Source organism: Candidatus Pantoea floridensis (assembly GCF_900215435.1).
GTDB classification, from domain to species: domain Bacteria; phylum Pseudomonadota; class Gammaproteobacteria; order Enterobacterales; family Enterobacteriaceae; genus Pantoea; species Pantoea floridensis.
Map to the genome: position 1 here is coordinate 4149860 of NZ_OCMY01000001.1, position 21637 is coordinate 4171496.

Annotated in this window: 19 protein-coding genes and 2 pseudogenes; 8 read left to right on the plus strand and 13 right to left on the minus strand. The window is 52.5% G+C overall.

Annotation, left to right across the window (positions count from 1 at the left end; translation table 11 throughout):
• Nucleotides 1–15: 15 nt before the first annotated feature.
• Together CRO19_RS19410 and CRO19_RS19415 are read right to left on the minus strand one after the other, a co-directional pair.
• Nucleotides 16–1394: pseudogene (locus CRO19_RS19410) on the minus strand (purine-cytosine permease family protein).
• Nucleotides 1395–1748: 354 nt separating this feature from the next.
• Nucleotides 1749–2030 (minus strand): VF530 family protein, encoded by a 282-nt coding sequence (locus tag CRO19_RS19415; RefSeq protein ID WP_097097314.1) that lies wholly within the window; start codon nucleotides 2028–2030, stop codon nucleotides 1749–1751.
• Between the two features lie 135 nt (nucleotides 2031–2165).
• Here CRO19_RS19415 and CRO19_RS19420 point away from each other — a divergent pair, with 135 nt between their 5' ends.
• Nucleotides 2166–2474 (plus strand): hypothetical protein, encoded by a 309-nt coding sequence (locus CRO19_RS19420; RefSeq protein ID WP_097097315.1) that lies wholly within the window; start codon nucleotides 2166–2168, stop codon nucleotides 2472–2474.
• Nucleotides 2475–2493: 19 nt separating this feature from the next.
• Here the strand turns inward: CRO19_RS19420 and CRO19_RS19425 are convergent, their stop codons facing one another.
• Complete coding sequence (locus CRO19_RS19425) at nucleotides 2494–3153, minus strand: DUF1345 domain-containing protein (RefSeq protein ID WP_097097316.1); 660 nt, start codon at nucleotides 3151–3153, stop codon at nucleotides 2494–2496.
• Nucleotides 3154–3404: 251 nt separating this feature from the next.
• On the opposite strand from CRO19_RS19425, the gene CRO19_RS19430 reads away from it, so the two are divergent.
• From CRO19_RS19430 to CRO19_RS19445, 4 genes are all read left to right on the plus strand, one after another.
• Nucleotides 3405–4100 carry a class I SAM-dependent methyltransferase gene (locus CRO19_RS19430; protein ID WP_320204497.1) on the plus strand — a complete coding sequence of 232 codons (696 nt, stop codon included), beginning with the start codon at nucleotides 3405–3407 and terminating at the stop codon, nucleotides 4098–4100.
• A 573-nt stretch (nucleotides 4101–4673) separates the two neighbouring features.
• The gene (locus CRO19_RS19435) at nucleotides 4674–4991 is read left to right on the plus strand and encodes a helix-turn-helix domain-containing protein (protein WP_097097710.1); all 318 of its coding nucleotides are present in this window, start codon (nucleotides 4674–4676) and stop codon (nucleotides 4989–4991) included.
• Nucleotides 4981–6246: a type II toxin-antitoxin system HipA family toxin gene (locus CRO19_RS19440; RefSeq protein WP_097097317.1), complete on the plus strand. Its 1266-nt coding sequence runs from the start codon at nucleotides 4981–4983 to the stop codon at nucleotides 6244–6246. The genes CRO19_RS19435 and CRO19_RS19440 overlap by 11 nt, the downstream gene beginning before the upstream one ends.
• Before the next feature lie 111 nt (nucleotides 6247–6357).
• Nucleotides 6358–6927 carry a YceI family protein gene (locus CRO19_RS19445; RefSeq protein WP_097097318.1) on the plus strand — a complete coding sequence of 190 codons (570 nt, stop codon included), beginning with the start codon at nucleotides 6358–6360 and terminating at the stop codon, nucleotides 6925–6927.
• Nucleotides 6928–6967: 40 nt separating this feature from the next.
• Here CRO19_RS19445 and celB read toward each other — a convergent pair whose 3' ends face one another.
• Genes celB through CRO19_RS19465 form a run of 4 tightly spaced genes read right to left on the minus strand, consistent with a single transcriptional unit; the run spans nucleotide 6968 to nucleotide 10367 of the window.
• Nucleotides 6968–8320, minus strand: coding sequence for a PTS cellobiose transporter subunit IIC (celB, locus tag CRO19_RS19450; RefSeq protein WP_097097319.1), 1353 nt, complete (start codon nucleotides 8318–8320; stop codon nucleotides 6968–6970).
• A 31-nt stretch (nucleotides 8321–8351) separates the two neighbouring features.
• The gene (locus CRO19_RS19455) at nucleotides 8352–9665 is read right to left on the minus strand and encodes a 6-phospho-beta-glucosidase (RefSeq protein WP_097097320.1); all 1314 of its coding nucleotides are present in this window, start codon (nucleotides 9663–9665) and stop codon (nucleotides 8352–8354) included.
• The gene (locus tag CRO19_RS19460) at nucleotides 9658–9999 is read right to left on the minus strand and encodes a PTS lactose/cellobiose transporter subunit IIA (protein WP_097097321.1); all 342 of its coding nucleotides are present in this window, start codon (nucleotides 9997–9999) and stop codon (nucleotides 9658–9660) included. The genes CRO19_RS19455 and CRO19_RS19460 overlap by 8 nt, the downstream gene beginning before the upstream one ends.
• A 59-nt stretch (nucleotides 10000–10058) precedes the next feature.
• Nucleotides 10059–10367, minus strand: a complete 309-nt coding sequence (locus CRO19_RS19465; RefSeq protein WP_097097322.1) for a PTS sugar transporter subunit IIB — start codon at nucleotides 10365–10367, stop codon at nucleotides 10059–10061.
• 288 nt (nucleotides 10368–10655) lie between these two features.
• On the opposite strand from CRO19_RS19465, the gene CRO19_RS26140 reads away from it, so the two are divergent.
• Together CRO19_RS26140 and CRO19_RS19475 are read left to right on the plus strand one after the other, a co-directional pair.
• Complete coding sequence (locus tag CRO19_RS26140; RefSeq protein ID WP_097097323.1) at nucleotides 10656–11612, plus strand: MurR/RpiR family transcriptional regulator; 957 nt, start codon at nucleotides 10656–10658, stop codon at nucleotides 11610–11612.
• A 117-nt stretch (nucleotides 11613–11729) separates the two neighbouring features.
• The gene (locus CRO19_RS19475) at nucleotides 11730–12014 is read left to right on the plus strand and encodes a YmdA family protein (RefSeq protein WP_097097324.1); all 285 of its coding nucleotides are present in this window, start codon (nucleotides 11730–11732) and stop codon (nucleotides 12012–12014) included.
• 58 nt (nucleotides 12015–12072) lie between these two features.
• Here the strand turns inward: CRO19_RS19475 and CRO19_RS19480 are convergent, their stop codons facing one another.
• The 6 genes and pseudogenes from CRO19_RS19480 to CRO19_RS19500 form a co-directional block, all read right to left on the minus strand.
• On the minus strand, nucleotides 12073–15717 hold the full coding sequence (locus CRO19_RS19480; RefSeq protein ID WP_097097325.1) for a transporter substrate-binding domain-containing protein: 3645 nt from the start codon (nucleotides 15715–15717) through the stop codon (nucleotides 12073–12075).
• 9 nt (nucleotides 15718–15726) lie between these two features.
• The gene (locus CRO19_RS19485) at nucleotides 15727–16374 is read right to left on the minus strand and encodes a response regulator transcription factor (RefSeq protein ID WP_097097326.1); all 648 of its coding nucleotides are present in this window, start codon (nucleotides 16372–16374) and stop codon (nucleotides 15727–15729) included.
• Between the two features lie 133 nt (nucleotides 16375–16507).
• Entirely contained in the window at nucleotides 16508–19399 is a 2892-nt protein-coding gene (locus CRO19_RS19490; protein WP_320204498.1) for an autotransporter outer membrane beta-barrel domain-containing protein, read from the minus strand.
• Between the two features lie 24 nt (nucleotides 19400–19423).
• Nucleotides 19424–19570, minus strand: a pseudogene (locus CRO19_RS26485) (ESPR domain-containing protein); the annotation flags it as partial.
• Nucleotides 19571–19713: 143 nt separating this feature from the next.
• Complete coding sequence (locus CRO19_RS19495; protein WP_097097328.1) at nucleotides 19714–20139, minus strand: tetratricopeptide repeat protein; 426 nt, start codon at nucleotides 20137–20139, stop codon at nucleotides 19714–19716.
• 49 nt (nucleotides 20140–20188) lie between these two features.
• Complete coding sequence (locus CRO19_RS19500; RefSeq protein ID WP_097097329.1) at nucleotides 20189–20611, minus strand: winged helix-turn-helix transcriptional regulator; 423 nt, start codon at nucleotides 20609–20611, stop codon at nucleotides 20189–20191.
• A gap of 83 nt (nucleotides 20612–20694) precedes the next feature.
• Between CRO19_RS19500 and CRO19_RS19505 the strand changes: the two genes are divergently transcribed.
• Nucleotides 20695–21624, plus strand: coding sequence for an aromatic alcohol reductase (locus CRO19_RS19505; RefSeq protein WP_097097330.1), 930 nt, complete (start codon nucleotides 20695–20697; stop codon nucleotides 21622–21624).
• The last annotated feature ends 13 nt before the right edge of the window (nucleotides 21625–21637 follow it).

Sequence of the window (21637 nt, forward strand, 5' to 3'; positions counted from 1 at the left end):
CTCGATGTGACAATGTCACGCAATGGGATAAATTGATTGTTTTAGGGTGCCACGACGATCAAACTTTTTCGCGCTTAGCCACAGCAGGGCTGTCACAAACCAACCGATAATCCAGGACACGTCATTACCCGCAAAAATCCAGGTTAATGAGCCATGATGGAGCGGGCTATCAATGAACGGCAACTGTACCAGCACGCCGCAGAAGTAGACAATAATGCCTGCCCAATTCCAGCGAGCGTAACGGCCATGCGGTTGCGACAGCGCCGGTACATCCACTTTGCCTTTGGTAATAAGATAGAAATCGGTCAGGCTTATGGCACTCCACGGCACGAAAAAGGCCAGTAAAAACAGCAGAAAATGCGTGAAGGATTTGAGGAATGCCGGTTCGCTGATGAGGGCAATAACGCAGGAAACCGCTACCATCAGCACCACAAAGAGTATACGGCCGCCACGACTGAGCGATGTCTTCTGACGGAACCCCGAAACGATAGTCGTCAACGACATAAAACTGCCGTAAGCATTCAGCGTGGTGAAGGTGATTTTGCCGAAGCAGATGGCAAAATAGATCACCATCGCCATCGTCGCGCTACTGCCTAAACTCACGATATAGCCGACCTCATTCCCTGGAAACGCTTTGCCGGCAATGGCCGCGACGATGACGCCCAATGTCATGGATGCCTGAGTGCCCAATACGGTACCAAAGAACACCGAGCTGAAGAGTTTTTTCGCCGAGACATTGGTGGGTAAATAGCGAGAATAGTCAGAGACATAAGGACAGAACGCAATTTGCCACGATGATGATAGCGAAACGGCAAGCAGGAAATTAGCAATCGTGAAGTGCTGGTTTTGCCACACGGCGCTAAGGTCATGTGTGGAAAGCAGGGTGATAAACAGATATACAAAGGCCAGCACGCCGATAACGCTGGCCACTTTTCCCAGCTTGTGAATCACACGATAACCCAGCACCGCAATGACAACGATGATCGCGCTGAACAAGATCATCCCGGTCGCATTGCTGGTATTGATGAGTTTGGCGAGTGCCTGACCCGCTAACACCGTGCCGCTGGCAGAAAAGCCGACGTACATAATACAAACCAGCACCAGGGGAATGACCGCGCCATATACCCCAAACTGCATGCGGCTGGTGATCATCTGCGGCAATCCCAGGCGCGGTCCCTGAATGGCATGCAATGACATGATCGCGGCGCCGACAACCTGGCCAACCAGTAAGCCAATAATCGACCACACAACATCGCCCCCAAAACCACCGCCAGCGCACCCGTCACGATAGCGGTGATTTGCAAGTTGCCGCCGAACCATAACGTGAACTGGCTAAACGGATGTCCGTGGCGTTCGCTCGCGGGAATGTAATCGATAGAGCGTGTTTCTGACAGGCGCTGTTTGTCCGCGCCGCGGTAATCTGCTGCAGGTGATTCGGCTGACATAGTTTCCTCGCTGAAGCGTCAAAATGGGGTCATTAATTGTTGGTATGGTGTGAATTATCCTGGCACTACATGTATATACATGTAGCGATATTGTCATGAGGATTGGAAACATACAACACCATCAACCATTGGAAAATGTGATGACGCGGGCAAGGTTAATAAGTTGTTAAGCAGGCAAGGTTGTGCGGAATAAGAGGGCGGAAATGTCCATGTTGAGATGACGTCGCTACGTGAATTCTGTGAAAAAAGCAGGGGGATTGTGGCTGAGATTTCACGTAGCGCTGCCGACTACATCGGCAAAAATTAACTGTTACGACCTGTTGTCCAGGGATTGGGGGCGATGTCACCCTCATTCTCCGATCTGAAATCATCCAATGAGTCCAGATAAAGCGCTTCAACTTCCGCGCGCGCCCAGGGCGTCCGTCGTAAAAATTTCAGGCTTGATTTGACGCTAGGATCGCTTTTGAAACAGTTGATATTGATAAGCTTGCCCAGCTTATCCCAGCCATAATGTGCGACCAGCGCGTTAATTTGCATCTCAAGCGTTACGCCGTGCAAGGGATCTTTGGAGCGATGATCGTTCATGGAAAATCCTTAAAAAGTTGACGGGGAAGGTTACAAGAAAGCCGGGCAAGCGGCAATCCTACGATCTTCATTACCGGTAAATCCACTTCAATGCTGTACACTTGTCGCTGTGATTTTACTAATGGACGATACGCTATGAACGACAAGAAAATGATTTCCATCGATCAGTTCACTCTTTCTGAACGTGTGGCGGTAGAAGAAGCCTTTAAAGGTTTGCTCGAAAAGTATCGCCAGCGCACGGGCAAAGAGCCGGACGCGAAGAAAGAAAAAGAGTTCACGGCGGAAGCCAGACAACAGATCATGACGGCAAAGTTAGCAAAAGAGAAAGCACTGGCTGATAAAGCAAAGAAAACGCCAACGCGCAGGAAGAAACCTGAATCGCTCAAAGAGAGCGAAGTCAGTGATTTCAACTGGAAGGCATCCGTCATAAAAGGGCGCAGATAGCGCTATTGCTGCTGCACCGTTAACTGAGCAATCCGGCACCCACGTTAACCGATAATCCCAAAATCGCCAGATTGAAGATAAACGAGATGACGGATTGCAGCAGCGTAATCTTGCGCATTTCAGTGGTTCCCGTTGCAACATCAGCCGTTTGTGACGCGACGGCGATGGTGAAGGCGAAATAGAGAAAGTCCCAATAATCAGGATCGTCGGGCTTTTCCGGGAAGATCATCGGTGTGACATCTTTGCTGCGATGCAGATAGTGATGATGCGCATAATGCATCGCGAAGGAGCTGGGCAGCAGTGCCCATGAAACGACGAGCGTCATTGCTGTCAGTAATAAATGAAGCACGCGCGGCGTTCCAGTGAGATGGTGCAACGATGAGAGCTCACTCAGAATCGCCACAATGCTGACCATACAGGCAATGATAACCATGCCCAGCACCAGCGCAGCGCTTTGATCCTGCATTTTGGCGATATGCTGAATATCCTTCACTTCAGTACGCAACATGCGAAACCAGATAAAAATCAGGTACAACCACGCCAAAACATTCCAGCCAATCAACAGGCGTTGCAAAGTGCCAAGCTGAGCGGGAAGAACGTAATAGCAAATGAAGCCGGCAATAATTGAGATCAGTAATCGCAGCCGAGCGAAGAGGTGAGTCGTTAGCGAAGAGCCCATGAGATAAGTTGTTCTGCGTGAGGTAGATGGGTTTAAATGTAGACGAAGGCGCTGCTAAGGTCTTGTTTTTAGCGCCAGGCTTAGCAATTATTCCGCCCGTTTGAGGCCGTTCATAGCGGGCGTTATTGAACCAATTCATGTAACTGTTATTGATGCATGAAATGCAGCGTGTTATATATCATCAAAGATCTCTCATCGCCTGGGAGCATTCCTGTCGTGACATCCAACATCTGATCCAGCGAGGTTTCGCCTTGAATGACGATAAGATAACCATCGGCCTGAATGCCAATATCACACCGTTTATGCAATCAAGTACCGTTGCGGCTTATGTGCAGGACACGCCGAAAAAGGTACCCGGACTGTCCGATCTCCATCGGATGACAACCATTCTGCTGGGTGAAGGTGCGACAGAAGCAGCGCATATCCTTGTTGTGGGTGCCGGTGGCGGTTTGGAGCTGCTGGCCATGGCACAGGCACAGCCCGACTGGCGGTTTACCGGCGTAGATCCGTCGCCGGCTATGCTTGATATTGCACGTCAGACAACCGCATCTTATGCCGATCGAATTGAGCTCGTGACCGGCAAAGTAGACAACGCGCCACACATTCTTTTTGACGGCGCGACATGTTTACTCACGCTACATTTTCTTAATAGAAGCGAACGGCTGCACACACTGAGGCAGATTCGTCGCCGCATGAAGCAGGGCAGTCAAATCGTCATCGCTCACCATGCGGCACCTGACTCCAACTCGCTCCAATGGTTGACGCGTTCTACCAGCTTTGCTGCCAACCCGGTAAATGCTGCCTCGTCAGCTAAAACGATGGCTGAGCGTCTTGTGCTTTTATCTGCATCCGAGGAAGAAGCGCTTTTGCGGGAGGCTGGTTTTCTCGAACCATCGCTTTTTTATGCCGCTTTCTCATTTCGCGGTTGGGTAGCTATAGCCGGCTAGTTTCTCGTGAGAGTAGCTTGACGCACTTTATTGCGCGATAACTTTCGTCGCTACGAAACGGGCAGTGAAAGAATATGAAGCCAAATGATGGCTTAGCTTATTTAGCGGTGCAGGGCTTGTTGGCCAGCACCTGGGCGTGTGAGATAAAGATTGCGCCATTCAATTTAACATAATATACATTATGTGCACTTTAATTAAGGAGGCAAAGTAGTAATGTCCGCTTTGGAGATGCGGATATTTTGTTGGACTGATTATATTGATATGTCTGCTACGCGGTTGATAAACCGCTAACGTGAGTCCGGTGCTAGTGAATCGGTCACCATGAATGGTGACCCTACGTCGATATAGCCGCGTTTTTGTAGAGTGCGCATTCATGCGCACCTGCGTAAATGTTACTTTGAGACTGAGCACCTAAATCTTACCCATCAGGCTCATTAACTCCATAATTTCGTGGTTTATCCCTACTTTTTCCCTTAACACCTGGAATGATGGATTTAAGAAATTTACCCGCATTGTTTTTAATTCTATAATATTGGGTATTAACCGCATATTTGGATGATAAGACACAATATGATGGATTTAACACTTAGAAAACCCAGCGAAATTGTCAAGCTACTGTGTGAGCGACTGCGTAAAGAGCGCCTGACGCAGCAGATGACGCAGGCTGATATCGCCGCGCGGGCGGGAATTGGCGTCAATACCGTTTCTAATCTCGAATCCGGACGTAACGTGGGATTTGAAAATCTGGTGCGGGTGGCGATGGTGCTGGGACGCGGTAAAGAACTGGAGGCGCTGTTTATGCCGCAGATCGACAGTCTCGACGATCTGCTGCGCTACGAAAAGAACACCGATCGTCAGCGCGTAAAAAGGAGTGCTAACGATGGTCAGTAAAGTCGATGTTTACTACGAAGGCTGGGGTGAACGATGGCTTTGGGGAACGCTGGTCTCTTCTACCGCGCTCACCGGTCGTCCGCTGATCATGTTTGAATACAGCGCAGAAGCAGCGCGGCGCGGGCTAGAACTCTCGTCGCTTAGCCTGCCGCTAAAAGGACCGCGGCTGCGCAGGGATTTCCCCGCGCATCAGCTTGCTCTACCCGGCCCGGTTTACGATGCGTTACCCGATGGTTGGGGCATGCTGCTGATGGATCGCCTATTCCGCCAGCGCGGTCTGAATGCAGCGCGAATCGGACCGTTAGAACGTCTCACCTATATCGGCAGCAATGCGATGGGCGCAATGTCGTTTGTACCCTCCCAGCCTGAAGCGACTTCGCTGGCGGAAGATATTTCACTGACAAAACTGGCGGCAGAAGTTCAGGAAGTGCTGGATGGCGAAGGCGGTGAATTCCTGCAGCGGCTGTTACAGATGGGCGGCTCACCTCAGGGAGCAAGGCCAAAAGCGCTGCTGTACCGCGATCCGCTTAGCGGTCATTTTACCACTGCCGCCGCCGCGGAAATGGATGCGTGGCTGATTAAATTCCCCGCCAGCCAGGAACATCCCGAAGTCTGCGCGATTGAAGCGGTGTATGCAGAGTGCCTGCGCGAATGCCAGATCGCAACGCCCGATACCGCCTACTTCTCTCTGCCAAATGGACAGGCGGCGTTCGCCTCTAAGCGGTTTGATCGTCACAACGGAGTGCGGATACCGATGCAGAGTCTTGCGGCCTTTACCGACGCAAACTATCAGATACCGGGTGCGCTGGATTACACCAGTTTCCTGCGCGCAACGCAGATCTGTACCAATGATGTCCGCCAGAAAGCATTGGCGTTTGAGCGCGTGGTTTTCAATGTCGTGTTCAACAACCGCGACGATCACCCGAAAAACTTTGCTTACATCATGACGCAAAATGGACAATGGCAGCTGGCTCCTTTCTACGATGTGACCTGGTGCGAAGGACCCGGTGGCTATCATCAAATGGATGTGATGGGCGAAGCGTTGCAAATTGGTCGTGAACATCTTTTCGCGTTGGCCGAGCAGGAAGCCGAGCTGAGTTCAGAACAGGCCAATAATGTTATCGCGAAGTGCTGTGACGTGGCGGCTCGCTTTGCGGCTAAGGCTGCCGATATGTTCCCTGGGCAAATCACCGCAGAAACATTGCGTACCATTCAGACGCGCATGGATGACAATATCAAGCGGTTACGTTATTAGCCCGCCGCTGATAAACCATCGCCGCCCTACTTTCTTCATTAATAAAAACGCGATGAATAAATCTGCCCCTTAAGGTGTTTACTCTCTATCTGCCACACTGGAGTAAAACCCATGATTCGCACCGCCTGTCTCGCTGCCGTTATATTACTGATATCTCCGGTAGCGCACGCCGAGACAAAAACGTATGCCATCAACACGCAGCAATCATCCATTGGGCTCTCCTGGCGCGCTTTTGGGCACAATTTTTCGCAGGCGCACCTGAATGGTGTGACGGGTTATATCACCCTCAATCCCAGCCAAGAGTGGCAGGATCATATAGAAGTGAAGATTCCCGTGAAAACGCTTGTGGCTTCGAATGCCTTATTAACCTATCAACTCAAGAGCGATCTTTTTTTTGACGCCCCGCACTACCCCAATATTGCTTTCAGCAGCAGTCGTGTTTCGTCACTGGGTGAAGGAAAATTTCAAATTATCGGCACGTTGTCTGTGAAAGATGTTAGTCGCCCTGTGATTCTCATCGCTAAGCTGGATAACGGCGAAATAGTAGCGCCAACCTCAAACACCATGGCTTTGCACGCCTCCACAGCGATCTCCCGCACCGCTTTTCGCGTTGATCGCTTGGTAGGTATTGTTGATGACCGGGTAGATATTGAACTCAGTATTCGTGCCCAGCGCAATTAACCAAGCCTGCCACCGCTAATAGGTGGCAGGCGCAAAGTCACTACGGTGTTATCGCCTCGCCCGTGGCAACCTGGGCTTGCTGTTTACTTTCTTCTTCCTCACGGAATTTGAGCCGATCCCATACGCGGAAGAATGGATAATAGATAACCAGTGAAAGCGTTAAATTAACCACTTGCAGCACGGTGCCGGAGATGTGCCCGCCCGTTGCCAGATAGCCGCTCACGAAAATCGGTGTGGTGAACGGCAGTGCAATCCCAGCCGGTGGCGCCACTAAACCGGTGCTCATCGCGGCCCACGACACAATCACCAATACCACGGGTGTCAGGATAAAAGGCAGGAAAAGATACGGATTCATCACCAGTGGAATACCAAACACTAATGGTTCGCTGATATTGAACAGCGCAGCAGGCGCGGCAATCTTGCCAAGCTGCTTCATCTGACGGCTGCGCGAACGAATCAGCATAAAGATCACCAGCCCCAGTAAAGCACCGGTTCCACCGGGCGCAATCCACAAATCATAAAACTGCTGGGTGAAGATGTGCGGAATGGGTTGGTTATGCTGGAATGCCTCGAGATTTTCACTCATGTTCGATAGCCAAACGGGCTGAATAAACACCAACACAATCGCATCGCCATGCAGCCCGAGCGTCCACAAAATGCCAATCAATAACACCGAGAAGATCATGCCGGGTAATGTGCCGCCGACGTGGTGCATCGGTAAGCCAATCACAGTGGCGATCAGGTTGTTTATATCCCCGAACGGCGAGGCTTCTACCGCGAGGCGAATGACCAGGACCACCGCCAGCACGCAAAAGCCCGGCACCAACGCGAGGAAGGACTTTGCCACCGCCGGCGGTACGCCTTCAGGCATTTTGATCACCAGATTACGGTTATGAACAAAGCGGTAAATCTCCGTTGAGAGCAGCGCAATCACAATCGCCACGAACAATCCCTGGCTCCCGATCAGCGAAATCGGCAGTACGCCAGTGACCAGCTGCGTCGGCGCGCCTTCCACCGGGGCAAATAGCGTCTGCTGCGGAATCGTCATCACAAACGCCACTAAGGCCATGGCGCCGCTGGTCAGCGGATCGAGCGTGCGATACTTCTCCGCCAGTCGATAAGCGATGCCGAAACTGGAGATCAACGCCATGATGTCGTAGGTAGCGCGTACCGGATAAAGCAATTTGTTGCGCCACGTATCGCCAAACAGATCCGCCATCAAATGGCCCCATGCCGGAATCGGCAGATAGGCAAAGATCAGGAAGAAACTGCCAATCAGCATAAACGGCATGTTGAGAATGATGCCGTCACGCACCGAGAGCACGTGCTTCTGACCGGCGACTTTCAGTGCAGCGGGCAAGACATAACGATCAATAAAAGTACGGTTGGACATAGGGCCTCCTCAGGCTCAATGGCGCAACAGATTAAGGAGTGGCAAACTGCGGCAGCCACGGCTGATTCAGGGTGAGGACTTCGTCAAGCAGCGCTTCAGCAGTGGTAACGTCACCAACCAACGGATTGCCAACCAGCGCCAGCAGCGCCTGCTGTCGATCGCCATGCACTGCGGCTTCGATGGTCAGGCGTTCAAAGGCTTTGATCTGCTGCGTCAGCCCATTCATCAGCGGCGGCAACGCACCAAACACCAGCGGATGCGCGCCTTGCGCGTCAACGAGGCAGTTCACTTCCACCACCGCATCATCCGGCAGGCCGTGGATTGCGCCTTGATTACGGCAGTTCACCACCAAATTTTTGCCGCTATTGTTATGGATAGCGCTGATCAGCTCGACGGCCACTTCCGAGTAGTACGCGCCGCCGCGGAAGCTAAGCTGCTCCGGCTTGTGTGCCAGATGCGGATCGGCATATAACGCAAAGAGCTCAGCCTCGACTTTCATCACCTGCTCGGCGCGCGTCCCTTCATGGCCGCTCTGCGCTTTTTCCTGCTCTTCCGCCAGCATTTGTGGCGTTTGCCAGTAATAACGGTGGTACGGGCATGGAATGGCCTTCAGCGCGCGCAGGAACGACGGCGACCAGGGCATATCCTTGATGTTATTCATGGTCAGTGATTGCCCATCGCACAGCTGCTCAATCACCTGTTCAGTAACGTCTTTGCCGCGACATGTCACCTGATGTACCCACACCAGATGATTCAGCCCGGCGAAGCGCAGCTGCACATCATCCCACGGCGCATCAAGCATGCCGGCAATCATGTGATGCATGTTAACCGGCACGTTGCACAGCCCAATGATTTTCGCTTTGCTATAGCGCGACACGGCTTCAGTGACAATTCCGGCCGGGTTAGTGAAATTGATGATGAAGGCGTCCGGCGCCAGCTCTTCCACTTTGCGCGCGATATTCAGCATCACCGGGATGGTGCGCAGCGCTTTGGCGAACCCGCCGACGCCGGTGGTTTCCTGGCCGAGACGTCCATACTTCAACCCGAGCCGTTCATCTGCCGCTCGCGCGGCTAATTGTCCCACGCGTAGCTGCGTCAGTACGAAACGGGCACCGCTGATCGCCTCATCCAGCGCAAAATGTACGCTCACTTTGACCTGCTCTAATCCATTCTGCTGCAGCATACGCCGGGTCAGATCGGCGATAACATTCACCTTTTCACGGCCCTGTTCAACATCTACCAGCGCCAGTTCGGTGACCGGCAGCTGTGCATAGCGGTTGATGATCCCTTCTACCAGTTCGGGTGAATAGCTGCTGCCACCACCAATAATCGCCATTTTAAGCATCGGTTGCTCCTGCCGCAGTGCGGCGATAGAGTTCAATAATTTCGCCTGCCAGATCCTGAATCAGCATGGCGTTCATCAGGTGATCCTGGGCATGCACCAGGATCAGCGTGACCGGCAGCTTGCCGCTGCCCTCATCGAGGCTGATCAATGCCGTTTGCTGCTGATGTGCCGCACTGATGCACTCTTTAGCCGCGGCCAGCTGCTGCTGCGCTTCGGTAAACTGCCCGTCACGCGCCAGACGTAACGCACCGATCGCTGCGCTGCGTGCTGCTCCGGCTTGCACCAGCAGCAGCATAATTTGCTCTTCAAACTCGAGAACCACGTTTTCAGGCATGCAGAATCCCCCACAGCATCGGGCTGTGTCATGTCGGTTAAATGAGGGTGTTCGGAGTATTACGCGGTGTGTAACGCCATCGCTTTTTCAAGCACCCGATCGCCACGCATCATGCCGTAATCCATCATGTCGATAACGGCGACGGTTTTGCCCTGCGGAGCGGCAATGGCGGTAAGCCGAGCGGCTTCAAACTGAACTTGCGGTCCAAGCAGTACCACGTCGGCATCCGGCAGTATGCGTTCGAACTCCGCCACCGGAACCGCTTTGATGTCGATCTTCAGTCCGCGCCCCAGCGCAGCACTCTGCATTCTTTCAACCAGCATGCTGGTTGACATCCCCGCAGCACAACAAAGTACGATGCGCATGATTTTTCCTCGTGTGATTTGACTTGGGCATTTAAGACCTGTCTCAGGGAAGCTGTAAAGTGGCTATGGGCAGACGATTTTCTGATGAATAATTATTTATTTGTTAATAATCAGATAATTATGTGAATATTTTGTATGAAAATATTTTTCATCAGTGTGATCTTACGCGTAATTATTTTGTCTTAATCATCACTTATCGCAAAAAACGCATAAAAAACGCTGAAAAAAAACTCAACATGAAAATTAATTTCATGCATGATGTACCTTCGCTATTGAGGATGTGATGAGCTAATGGATATTGTCTGGCAATTGCGACAGCAGAGTGAGCGCGCAGATGCGCAAGAGTCGAGGCTGGCGCGCTTTATTCTGGCGAACCTGGACGCCAATGTGCACACCACCATGGAAGGACTGGCCGCGCAGGCGGGCGTAAGCCAGGAGGTGCTACGCCGCTTTGCCGCTTCGGCAGGTTGCCGCGATCTTGATGACTTTTTGCATCAGGTGCGGAAAGCCGGCCAGCAGCAGGACGTGGCCTTTATCGATGTCATCCGCCAGCGGCAGGCATCACTGAGCCAGCAGGAAAAGCGCGTCGCGGAGGCTATTTTGAGTGACACAACGTTTGCTGCTTCCGCCACCATCGAGCAACTTGCCGGACGTGCTGAAGTCAGTGCGGCGACCATCACCCGCTTCGCTCGTTCAATGGGCTGCGAAGATATTCGCGATTTGCGCATGCGTTTAGCGCGCGCGCCACAGGTACGTCATTCCCCTGCTATTGCGCCCTTAGAGGCAATCAGCCAGGCGTTGACGCAGCAATTCGCGCTGGCAGAACGCGCAACCTGGACGCGAGCAGCAGAGACGTTACGCAAGGCAAGAAGCGTGCTGCTGATTGGCGCATCAGGCCCACAAACGCCGCTGGTTGCTGAGGTCCACCAGCGTTTGCATCGTCTCGGATTAGCCATCGCCTGGATTCAGGATGACAATCTATTAAGCATGACGCTGAGTCGTTTGCAGCCAGATGATGTGTTGTTTATTCTCGCGCCGGATGCCGTAAACAGCCACGTCCTCAGCGCCGTACATCACGCAACTATCCAAAAAACCCCGGTGATTGCGCTCTGCCCAAGCACGCTGGACCTCGCCAGCCAGGCCGATATTTGGCTGCCGCTGCCGGTGGCGAAAAATACGCGGCGTTACGGTATTTTATTCGCACTCGATCAGCTGGAAACCACGCTGTTGTGTCAGCCGAACCCCTGATGCAACCAAGACTTTTCTGAGGCTAATTGCAGTATTTACTTAATTTAGCTGCCGTATTCGCTTAAGTTTTTCCCCTGCGTGCCCGATAATTCTCTTAGGCAACCCAGGGGATTTCGAATGCGCAACCTATTAGTTTTATTGTCAGGTCTGATTATGCTACCCACAGCGATAGCGGCAGATGGCACCATCACCTTTAATGGCTCAGTGGTTGAATCCGTTTGCGACACCAGCACACAGCTGCAGCAGGCTTCAATCAACTGCTACCGCAACGGTGTCAATCAGGTACAAACGATTGCTATGTCCCAGCACAAGCAGGCTATGCCCTATCAGCTGGGCACGGTCAGCATTGAAACAGTAAAAAATCACGCTAATCTGAAAATCGTAGAAGTGACTTATAAGTAAACCGTTGCTGACTCTACTGATGAGCAAAAGGCCTTAGTCGCAAGACTAAGGCCTTTCATCAATTGGAAGGAGGTGCTGATGAAAGTGTGTTTAAAGCGCGCCGAATCTCCGCCAGCAACGCCCGCCCCGCTTCCGCAATCTCTTTGCGCAGTGGCGACGGTGCATGACAGCTAATTTCCAGTTCGACGCACCGTGCAACCAGCTCAGCGGAACCCGTCAACCACGCGCTACCCTTCACTTTATGAGCCAGCTCCAGCAATGCGTCACGATCGTCGTCAGCTAACGCCGCGGTCAAGGCCAGCATATCTTGCTGATAACTCGCCAACATCTCCTGCATCAGCTCGCTCACCAGCGTGGCATCGCCCCCCGCGAGTTTACGCATCGCATCCGAAACGTCATCGTTTCCCGGTAACGCTTCGGGCACAGGCTGACGTGTCACCGGATCCAGCCAGCGCTGGAGATCCTCTAGCGTACTCGGCTTGAACATGCAGCCATCCATGCCCGCCTCGCGACAACGGATAATTTCTTCCGGCAACGCGTTCGCAGTAAACCCTAAAATGGTACAGGCAGAACCGTTGCGCAACGCCTCTTCCGCACGAATCGCCTGCGCCAGCGCATAGCCATCCATCTCCGGCATACAGCAATCCGTAATGACCACATCAAGCGGCTGCTGACGCCAGAGGTGCAGCGCCTGGCGACCATCGCTGGCTTCAAGTACCTGATGGCCCAGAAACTGGAGCTGTCGCGTGAGGAGTAAACGGTTAGCCCTGAAATCATCCGCAATAAGAATGCGCAAGCTCGAATGGCGCTGCGCGCTGGCGACAGAAACCGGCTCCTGCTGCGGCTCTTCCTGTGGCAGCCTGTCAGCAAACAGCTGCACGTCAATACGCGTACCCATTCCCGGCTGGCTCTCCAGCGAAATAGAACCGTCCATTTTCTCGCACAAGGTTTTACAGATAATCAACCCCAGCCCGGTGCCACGCTGCGTTTGCTCACCGTGAGATCCCACCTGGCTAAACGGTGCGAAGAGCCTGGCCTGATCTTCTCGTGAAATGCCTTTACCGCTATCACTCACGCTGAGCGCGATGTGCCAGCGCGCCTGCTGCTCAATGCGCACGGCAACACTGACGCCACCCTGAGCGGTAAATTTAAGGGCATTACCGATCAGATTAGAGAGGATCTGCTTAAAGCGGAGCGGGTCAATCAAAACATCCTCGCCGCAATCGGGTTGCATCTCCAGCGTTAAGCTCAGGGATTTTTGTTCCGCCATTCCCTGGAAAATACGCACCACGGATTTGCACAGCTGCTGCAGGTTGGCGCGCTCGGGCTGAAGCGTCAGCTTACCGGCTTCGATGCGTGCCACATCAAGAATATCCCCCAGCAGCTCCACCAGTTCGTTAGCCGCATCCGAGGCAACGTCCAGCGCCTGATGATCGACACGATTCTTATCGGCCGATTTGCGCGCCAGCTCCAGCATGCCGAGTACGGCATTGAGAGGCGTACGAATCTCGTGGCTCATGGTGGAGAGGAACTGGGTTTTGGCACGACTGGCGGCTTCGGCTTCCTCTTTCGCCAGATTTAACGCCTCCAGTAACTGCCGCCGTTCGCTGATATCAAGCCAGCCGCCAATCACGCCCTTTACCCGGCCTTCCGCATCACGGTAAGGCAGAATCCAGTGGAAAATAGTTTTCAGTTGGCCTGAACCCAGATGCTGAAACGTGCGGTCCTTGAATAGCGGCTGTCCGCTACTCAACACCTGGTAGAAATCGTGGATATAACGCTGCGTTTGCTGTTCATCTGCGAAAAGATTGCTCGACAGCAGCGATTGATTGATCACCTGTTCGCGCGTGGCGCCCAGGTCCTGTAAAAAGCTGTCGTTACACTGGGTTAACCGCCCGCTGGCATCACGAATGTAAGTCGCATTCGGTGTGCCGTTGATCATGTCATGCATGAACTCGAGCTGATCGTTGAGCTCACGCTGAATGCGCGATTTGATGCGAATCTGGCGACGCAGCCAGATGGCCCATAGCAATGAAACCATGATCAGTGCCGCCGCAAATGCACTGCCGGTGAGAATGGCGACGCGGTTCTCGCGCCAGAAATTTTCCGACGCCACCATGTTGTTGGGGCGCCAGAGATTGCCAATTACATCCATCTCATCGGGTGGAATGCTCAGCATGACCTTGTCGATAATCTGCTGCAGCTCATGTGACTGGGGCGGAATACCAAATGAAATAAACGCCGGAGATTCACCGAGCGTGGCGCTAATGCGCATGCGATTACGGTAATAACGGGCTATTTGATATTCGGTATTGGCCAGCGTATTGATTGCGGCATCTACCTGACCACGACTCAGCATGGCTAATGCATCGTTGGCGTTACTGGCATTGACGATCTGAATGTCGGGATATTGGCTGCGCAGGGTATCAGCCATGCGCGTTCCGTTAATTACCGCCAGTTTTTTTCGCCCCAAATCGCTGAGATTGCGCGGTGCATTCGCCTGCTGTCGCACCACCATTACAAAGGCGCTGGTAAAGTAGGCACGGCTGAAGTTAAGACCGTTTTTGCGCTGCGGGCTGGGTGTTAACGCGCCAATCATATCAACATCGCCCTGCTGAAGCAGGCTTTGCATTTCATCCACGCTGCCCGCGCTTTTGATTTCAAAATCCAGACCGGTGCGCAAGCGAATTTGCGACAGCACATCGATGGTGATGCCACGATAATTGCCGTCATCATCGGTAAACGTCAGCGGGGCAAAGCCGTCAATGGCTGCTACCCTGACCTTGCGGTGCTGCCGGATCCACTGCCTTTCGCTCTCGGTGAGTTCGAAAATCTGTTGATTAAGCACGCTAGCGCTTCGGCCAACATGCCAGCGCTGCAGAATGTTGAGGCGCTCTTCATTGCTAACCTCGGCCAGTGCAATATCCAGAATCTGTTTGAGCAGCACATTATCCGGGCGTGTGGCAAACGCCAGCGTTTTTGCCGGGAAGTCGGCTAAACCCACGACGCGGATATTGTTGAGGAAATTGCGGCTAATCGGATAAAGATCGCCGAGAAAGACATCCGCATCACCGAAGGCCACGGCGCCAATCGCCTGTTGGTAGCTGGGATACGTTTGGATGCTGGCATGGGGAAACTGCTGCTGCACCCATGCCAACGGCAGATAGCCTGCCGCCATCGCAATATTTTCCCCGGCCAGATCGCTGCTGAGGGTGCGGCTGGCGTTACTGCGCATCGCCATAATCGCCTGTTCGGTAGCATAAGGCTGCGTAAGGGTAAGATGTTCATTCGGCTTTTCGAACTGCGTCATGCCGCCCAGCAAATCAACGTTACCGTTTTCTAACGCTTCATAGGCCGCATTTTGATTGGCATACACTTTAACCTTGATCGGCTTACCGATGAGGGTGGCCATCAAACCAATATAGTCAGCGGTGATACCCTCAAATTCAGATTTGTTATTAATGACGGTAAATGGCGGATATTGCGGCAACGCGATGCCTACTACCAGCTGCGTTTTGCTGGCCAGCCACTGTTGCTGTACGGCGTTCAAACTTTGCGTGGGCGGATGCTTCAGCTGAGGTGAGCGGCTGAGTAAGGTCAGATCCATGGGGCGTTCAGCAGCAGGTATCGCCTCATCATGCAGAATTAAAAGCGCCAGAAATACCATGACGGGCAGAGCCACTTTATACAGCAGAGACTTCACGGATATTCCTTAGTCGGTAAGATGATTGCGATGGGCAATACCGATTAAATCCACCAGCGTTTTGACACCCAGCTTTTGCAGCAAGCGCGTCTTATAGGTGCTAATGGTTTTGTTACTGAGGGTCAGCACCTCGGCAATTTCGATGTTGCTGTAGCCCTTAGCAAGATAAATCAGCACCATCATCTCCCGGTCAGAGAGCTGCGCGAGTTTGGCCGACTCTTCACCCGTGGCTGAACCCGCAGGATAGTCCGCAGGCATCTTTTCCGCCGGAAAAAACGTATAGCCTGACCGGATGGCGCGGATAGCATCCAGTAAATCATCCATCTCTTCCGTTTTCTCGACGAAACCGGAAGCACCGCCGAGACGGCAGCGTGAAACAAATGATGCCGCCGTTTGTGAGGTGAAAACGAGGATTTTTACGGGATACCCCATCGCGTGAACGCGTGAAATAACTTCCAGCCCGTTAAGCACCGGAATCGCAATATCCAGAATCATCAAATTCGGCGTCAGATTTTTCACCAACTGCAGCGCTTCGGCGCCATCGTGAGCTTTACCGGTCACGGCAATGTTTTCCCGCAGTAGCAGCATTTCAATTGCCATGCGAACCACCGGATGATCGTCGACGATAACTGCGCTGTAGGGTGAAGAGTTGTGCATATCCGTCCTGTGATTGAAATGAGCAATCAATAACTGATTTTTTTAAGCATAGCGCTATTTTGTTATGCCCATCAATGAGCTGTAAAAATGCCGGGCTAAACGGCCCGGCATCGCTAAACGTGGACAATGGTGATCAGAAGCTGACTTTTACCCCGATCATTGCGCTGGTGTCGCGGTAATCATTGCTACCCATTTGCTGACCGACGCTGCCCCACAGGTTAACCCTTGAAGGAAGTTTGCTCTCCACGCCGACGCGCACTTCCGCGATGTTTTTTTGCCCTTCGCTGGTCATGCTGACACCGTTCAGGGTGCTACCAAAGTCCTTACTGTTATTAATCCAGTTGGCTTCGAGGAACGGCTGATAAACCGCCTGATTCGGTTCACCCGCCGTTTTCAGTGAAGCACGCAAACCGACACGTGATTGCAGGTTGCCATCGCCCTGGCTGCTGACGCGAGTGCCATTGGCTTCGGTATGATCGTCTGCTTTCACATCCATCCAGATGAACTGCGCGTTAGGCTCAATGAAGTAGCTGTTTTTCGCCCGATCTTCGCCCACTTTCCAGCTGTATCCACTCTCCAGCGAGTAAGTAAAGCCGTTTGATTTATAGCGCTCGGCGGCGAGATGATCGCCATTCACGCTGTTGTTAAACCAGCTATATTGCAACCAGCTATCCACATAGGCGCCAGTGTGCTGTTCCGGCTGCTGATACCAGGTGCCGTATACGCCCACGTTATAACCGTTGGTATGACCCTGCGAACGATAACCGGTAACCGATGAATCGCTATTACTGCGAGCGTTGCCGTAACCGGCCATCGCACCGAAATGCAGGCGATCGCTGCCGGTGAAACTCCCGGTTGCAAGGTCGCCGCCCAACTGCAGCACGTAGCGATTGGTTTCTGTCTTGATCTGTCCGCTGCTGTCACGCATCTGCTGATGGCCGCCGAGGTTGCGCATCCACAGACTGGTTGTTTTCTTTTCGCCGGTCAGCACGTCCACATAGTGTGTTTCGCCGCCACGATCGCTCAGGCGCAAAGTGAATAAGGTGTTAGCCGCCGCGATATTGGCGTTATAGTTGCCCACCTCAGGACGCACAATCATCTGCGCAGGCTTGCCGGCACCCGGCTGCACCACTGGCTTTTCGATGGGATCAACGCCAGGGTCAACGACCGGATCCACCACCGGATCGATAACAGGGTCCACGGCATTGACATCGCTGGTCAGATACCAGTTTTTAGTGTCCGCGCCCCGCGACAAGGTATAGTCATAAGCACCTGCTGCAATACGCCCTTGCTGGCTAAACTCACCGGCAGACGTGCCGTCTACGGTAATTAACTCAATCCCGTTCAACGTCTGCGCCCCGCTACCGCCGGCATTATTGATCACGACATGCGTGGTGCCGCTGGTGTTGCCCGTTACATGCAATTTATCGGTGTCTGAATCATCGCCAGCCAGCACCGTGTTCATGATCAGCGTGCCGCCCGTGCCGGTAAAGTCACCCTTCACCGTCAAGGTTGTTGAACGTCCATTGCTGTGATCGAAATTCAGCGTGCTGTCATTCAGCGCCAGCGTATGCAGAGTTGAGTTGTCGGTCATATTCCACAGGCTGCCGTTTTCCAGCGTCAGCGCCTGCAGGTTCGCCGCACTGCCGCTCCACTGTGAATCATTCAGCGCCAGGCTGCTCGCAGCGGTAGCAGCAGGATCAACGGTGATATTACCCGCCATCACCGAGCCATTGCTGGCGGTGATCTGCGCGCGGGTATCGCTGGCCAATGCATCAAGCAGTGTTGCTCCGCCTAATGTGGATCCCTCCAACGAGAGAGTGAGCGAAGAGCCATTCTGCAGTGTGATGGCAATCCCCTCAGCCGCGCTCAGTTGTGTATTGGTCAGCGCAAGCTGATTGTTGCCGTTGATGCTGTTGATACCCATTGCGCTATTTCCCGTTACGCTGAGGGTAGAATTCGTCAGCGTAACGCTGTTGGCGGCACCGACAGCGCCATCAAAGGTGACCAGATTACCCGCATCGCCCACCTGCCCCTGAATGGCGGTTCCGGTAATTGTCGCACCGGCAGCGGCAGCGATCGCTGACGATCCTGCTGCGGTGTTTAGGGTAATATTGCTGGCATCCAGCGTTGCGCCGCTGGCCGAAAGAGCCACACCGCTGCTGTTAATGAAGAGATTATCTGCGTTAACACGCGCACCGCCGCTCGAAAGAACGCCAGCAGCGCCTGCACCGGTGGTACTAAGCGAGCCGCCTGTGACATTCAGATTAGCCATTGAGCCAGTGGCATAGACCGCGTGAGCATTGATACCTGAGGTCGCTACATCGTTCTGTTCTGCAGTAAAGGTGCCATTGACCGTATACAAGCCGTTGGCATAATCGCCTAAAGTATTCACCCGACTGTTCTTCAGGCTGATAATGCCCGATGTGCCATTGGCAAACACGCCGTAACCGTTACGAGCGCTGGTATTGACGATTAAACGTTCGCCGTTAATGGTTGCGCCGTTCGCATACAGGCCCTGATTTACCGAATTAATCGTGGCATCGCTGGCGGTCAGTGTTGACAGTCCACCCGCTACCAGCCCACGGTTGTTGCTGGTGACACTGCTATTGAGAAAATTCACCGTGCTGGTGCCGACCACATACACGCCATCGCCGCTGCTGGTTATGCTGCCGTTAAGGAAATCCATAGCGCTGTTGGTTGTCACATACGCACCATAGCCGTTGCTATTCACGGTTAAACCATCAGCATTTATTGTGCCGTTGCGTGTGGCATACAGGGCCTGAACGTCAGCACGGGTGGTGGTCACTTGGGTGCCGCTGATATTAACCATGCCTTGATCCGAAGCAACCACACCGTAGCCCGAAATGCCACTGGTGTTGATCGTACCGCCGGTGAAATTCATCTCACCGCCGGCTAAAACAGCCTGAATGCCATAGTCATTACTGGCGCTGGTCACGATATCCTGGTCGGAATAGCTCTGGCTTACGCCACTCGCCACCAAACCGGCATGTGCCGTGCTCATACCGCTTGCAAATAATAAGGCCGCCGAAACGCCGTTAATTAAGGCGCTATTGCGGGAACGGCTTGATTTACATTTTCCCCTCGCGAATTCAGAGGCAACAACAAACTGCCCGGTAACTTTATTCCAGATAATGCGGTAAACAATATTCATCAGACTCTCACTCAGCAACATATGCGATTTATATGCCGCAAGAGTAAGGATGCGTGTCTCAGGGTTAAATCATACCGTTCCCACAGGCGTGTAGGACGTTTCCGATGGCGTAGGAAAAGAGCCCTAACTTAGGCTCTTTTCACTCTGCAGCCTGCAATACGTTTTTATAGACCCATCAAATCTGCCAGCATTTTTTTATCGAATTCCGGAAACGCATCAAAAACAGCTTCGCCTTTCATCGCATATATTTGCTGGAAATAAGCTATCGCGCCGTCAATTGCCCCCATTCCATAGAGCGCACGTGCGAGGGTCATTCTTGCAAGTACCTGGCCTTTCGTTGCTTCCCATTCAAGCGCTTCATTAGCGGCTTCAATGGCCTCCTGATAGCGTTGACACTTAACTAATGAAGAACCATACCCGCTTAAAATCCAGTAATAAATTTCTTTATCCCGCAGATGTGTCTTTGCTAATTCCGCAGAAGCAGCCCATGAGAATGTCGCCGCGATGTTTTGGTCATCACTTTCAAGGGAGATACCTTGATTGGCTAAGTCGAATGCTTTTTCTTCCCAACTTTTATGATGAAACTCCATATATTGACTCCTATCCATGTTGATTAACTTATGAAAATTACGCTATTTCTTAGATGCCAGAGCGACCCTCCTTAGTGTCGAATCGGGTGCGGGAATCACGTATTAATGCCGCATTATCGATGACCCAATGCCACAGTGGTAACATGTTGGTTAACATCCCCTTACCTAATTCCGTCAGGCTGTAATCAACCCGCGGATGAGGCTGTTTACGTTGATGATCGTAGCGGCTAATTAATCCCTCTCGTTCAAGCGATCGCAGCGTGCGCGTTAACATTCTTTGCGTAACGCCGGGCATCGCCTTGGCCAGTTCGGCATGTCGCAAGGTGCCGTTTACGCCCAGCGTATAAATAACATTTAGCGACCAGCGATTTCCTGCGTGCGTGAGAATTTCGCGTTTAAGCATATCGTCCTCATCGTTAAGGGCCGCGCAAATGGTGGCAAACACCGTTATTTGCTCATCGCTTAATTTCATGCTCTTCCCCGGTATCATTAATGTGCCTGATTGCAGCGCCACGTTCTTCTGGGCAACCTTAGCAGCAACCTAAGGAGAAAAGTATGAACAATTACGTGAATAATCATTGGCGCAATATATTGATCATCGGTGCCGGAGAATTGGGAATGGCGGTAATTAAGGGGTTTTATGCGCAGCGGGAATCCCATCCTGAAATCCGGTTAACCGTATTATTACGGCCACAAAGTGCCTCACAAAACGCCCAACAACGCGCAGAACAACTCGCTCAGTGGGATATTGGCATCCTAACGGCTGATTTTAATACAGTATCCATCGGGGAATTGGCCCAGCTGTTTACGCCCTATGATGCCATTATTAACTGCAGCGGCTTCGTGGGCGGTATGGGTACACAGATAAAAATAACCGAGGCAGTGCTGTTGGCCAAGGTGGCACGTTATTTCCCCTGGCAGTTTGGTGTCGATTACGATCGTATTGGCGAAAATAGCGGGCAACCAGTATGGGATGAACAGCTCGCGGTGAGATCGCTATTACGTGCCCAGCAGCAAACGCAATGGGTCATTGTTTCGACGGGTATGTTTACCAGCTTTTTGTTTGAAGCCGATTTTGGCGTGGTTAATCTTGCATCACGCACGGTGCATGCACTGGGCGATGCTGAATTTGCATTAACCCTGACCACGCCAGAAGATATTGGCCGATTAACGGCGAGCCTGTTTTTCCATACGCCGGCGATAAGTAATGAAGTTATTTATATTGCCGGCGACACCCTCACCTATACGCAGCTCACGGCATTACTTGCCCAGCATTTCGCCACAGATTTTACCTGTCAGGTGGAGCGTATTGCCGCGCTAAAGGCCGCGAACATTAACGCACCCCACGATCGGTACGCTGCATATCGTTTGGCGTTTGCGCGGGAAGATGGCGTTTCATGGCCAATGGTAAATACCTATAATTACCGTGAAGGTATTGAGTTAACCAGTGTGAAACAATGGTTAGTTCAGGAGAGGATGAAATAAACGGAATGTCAGA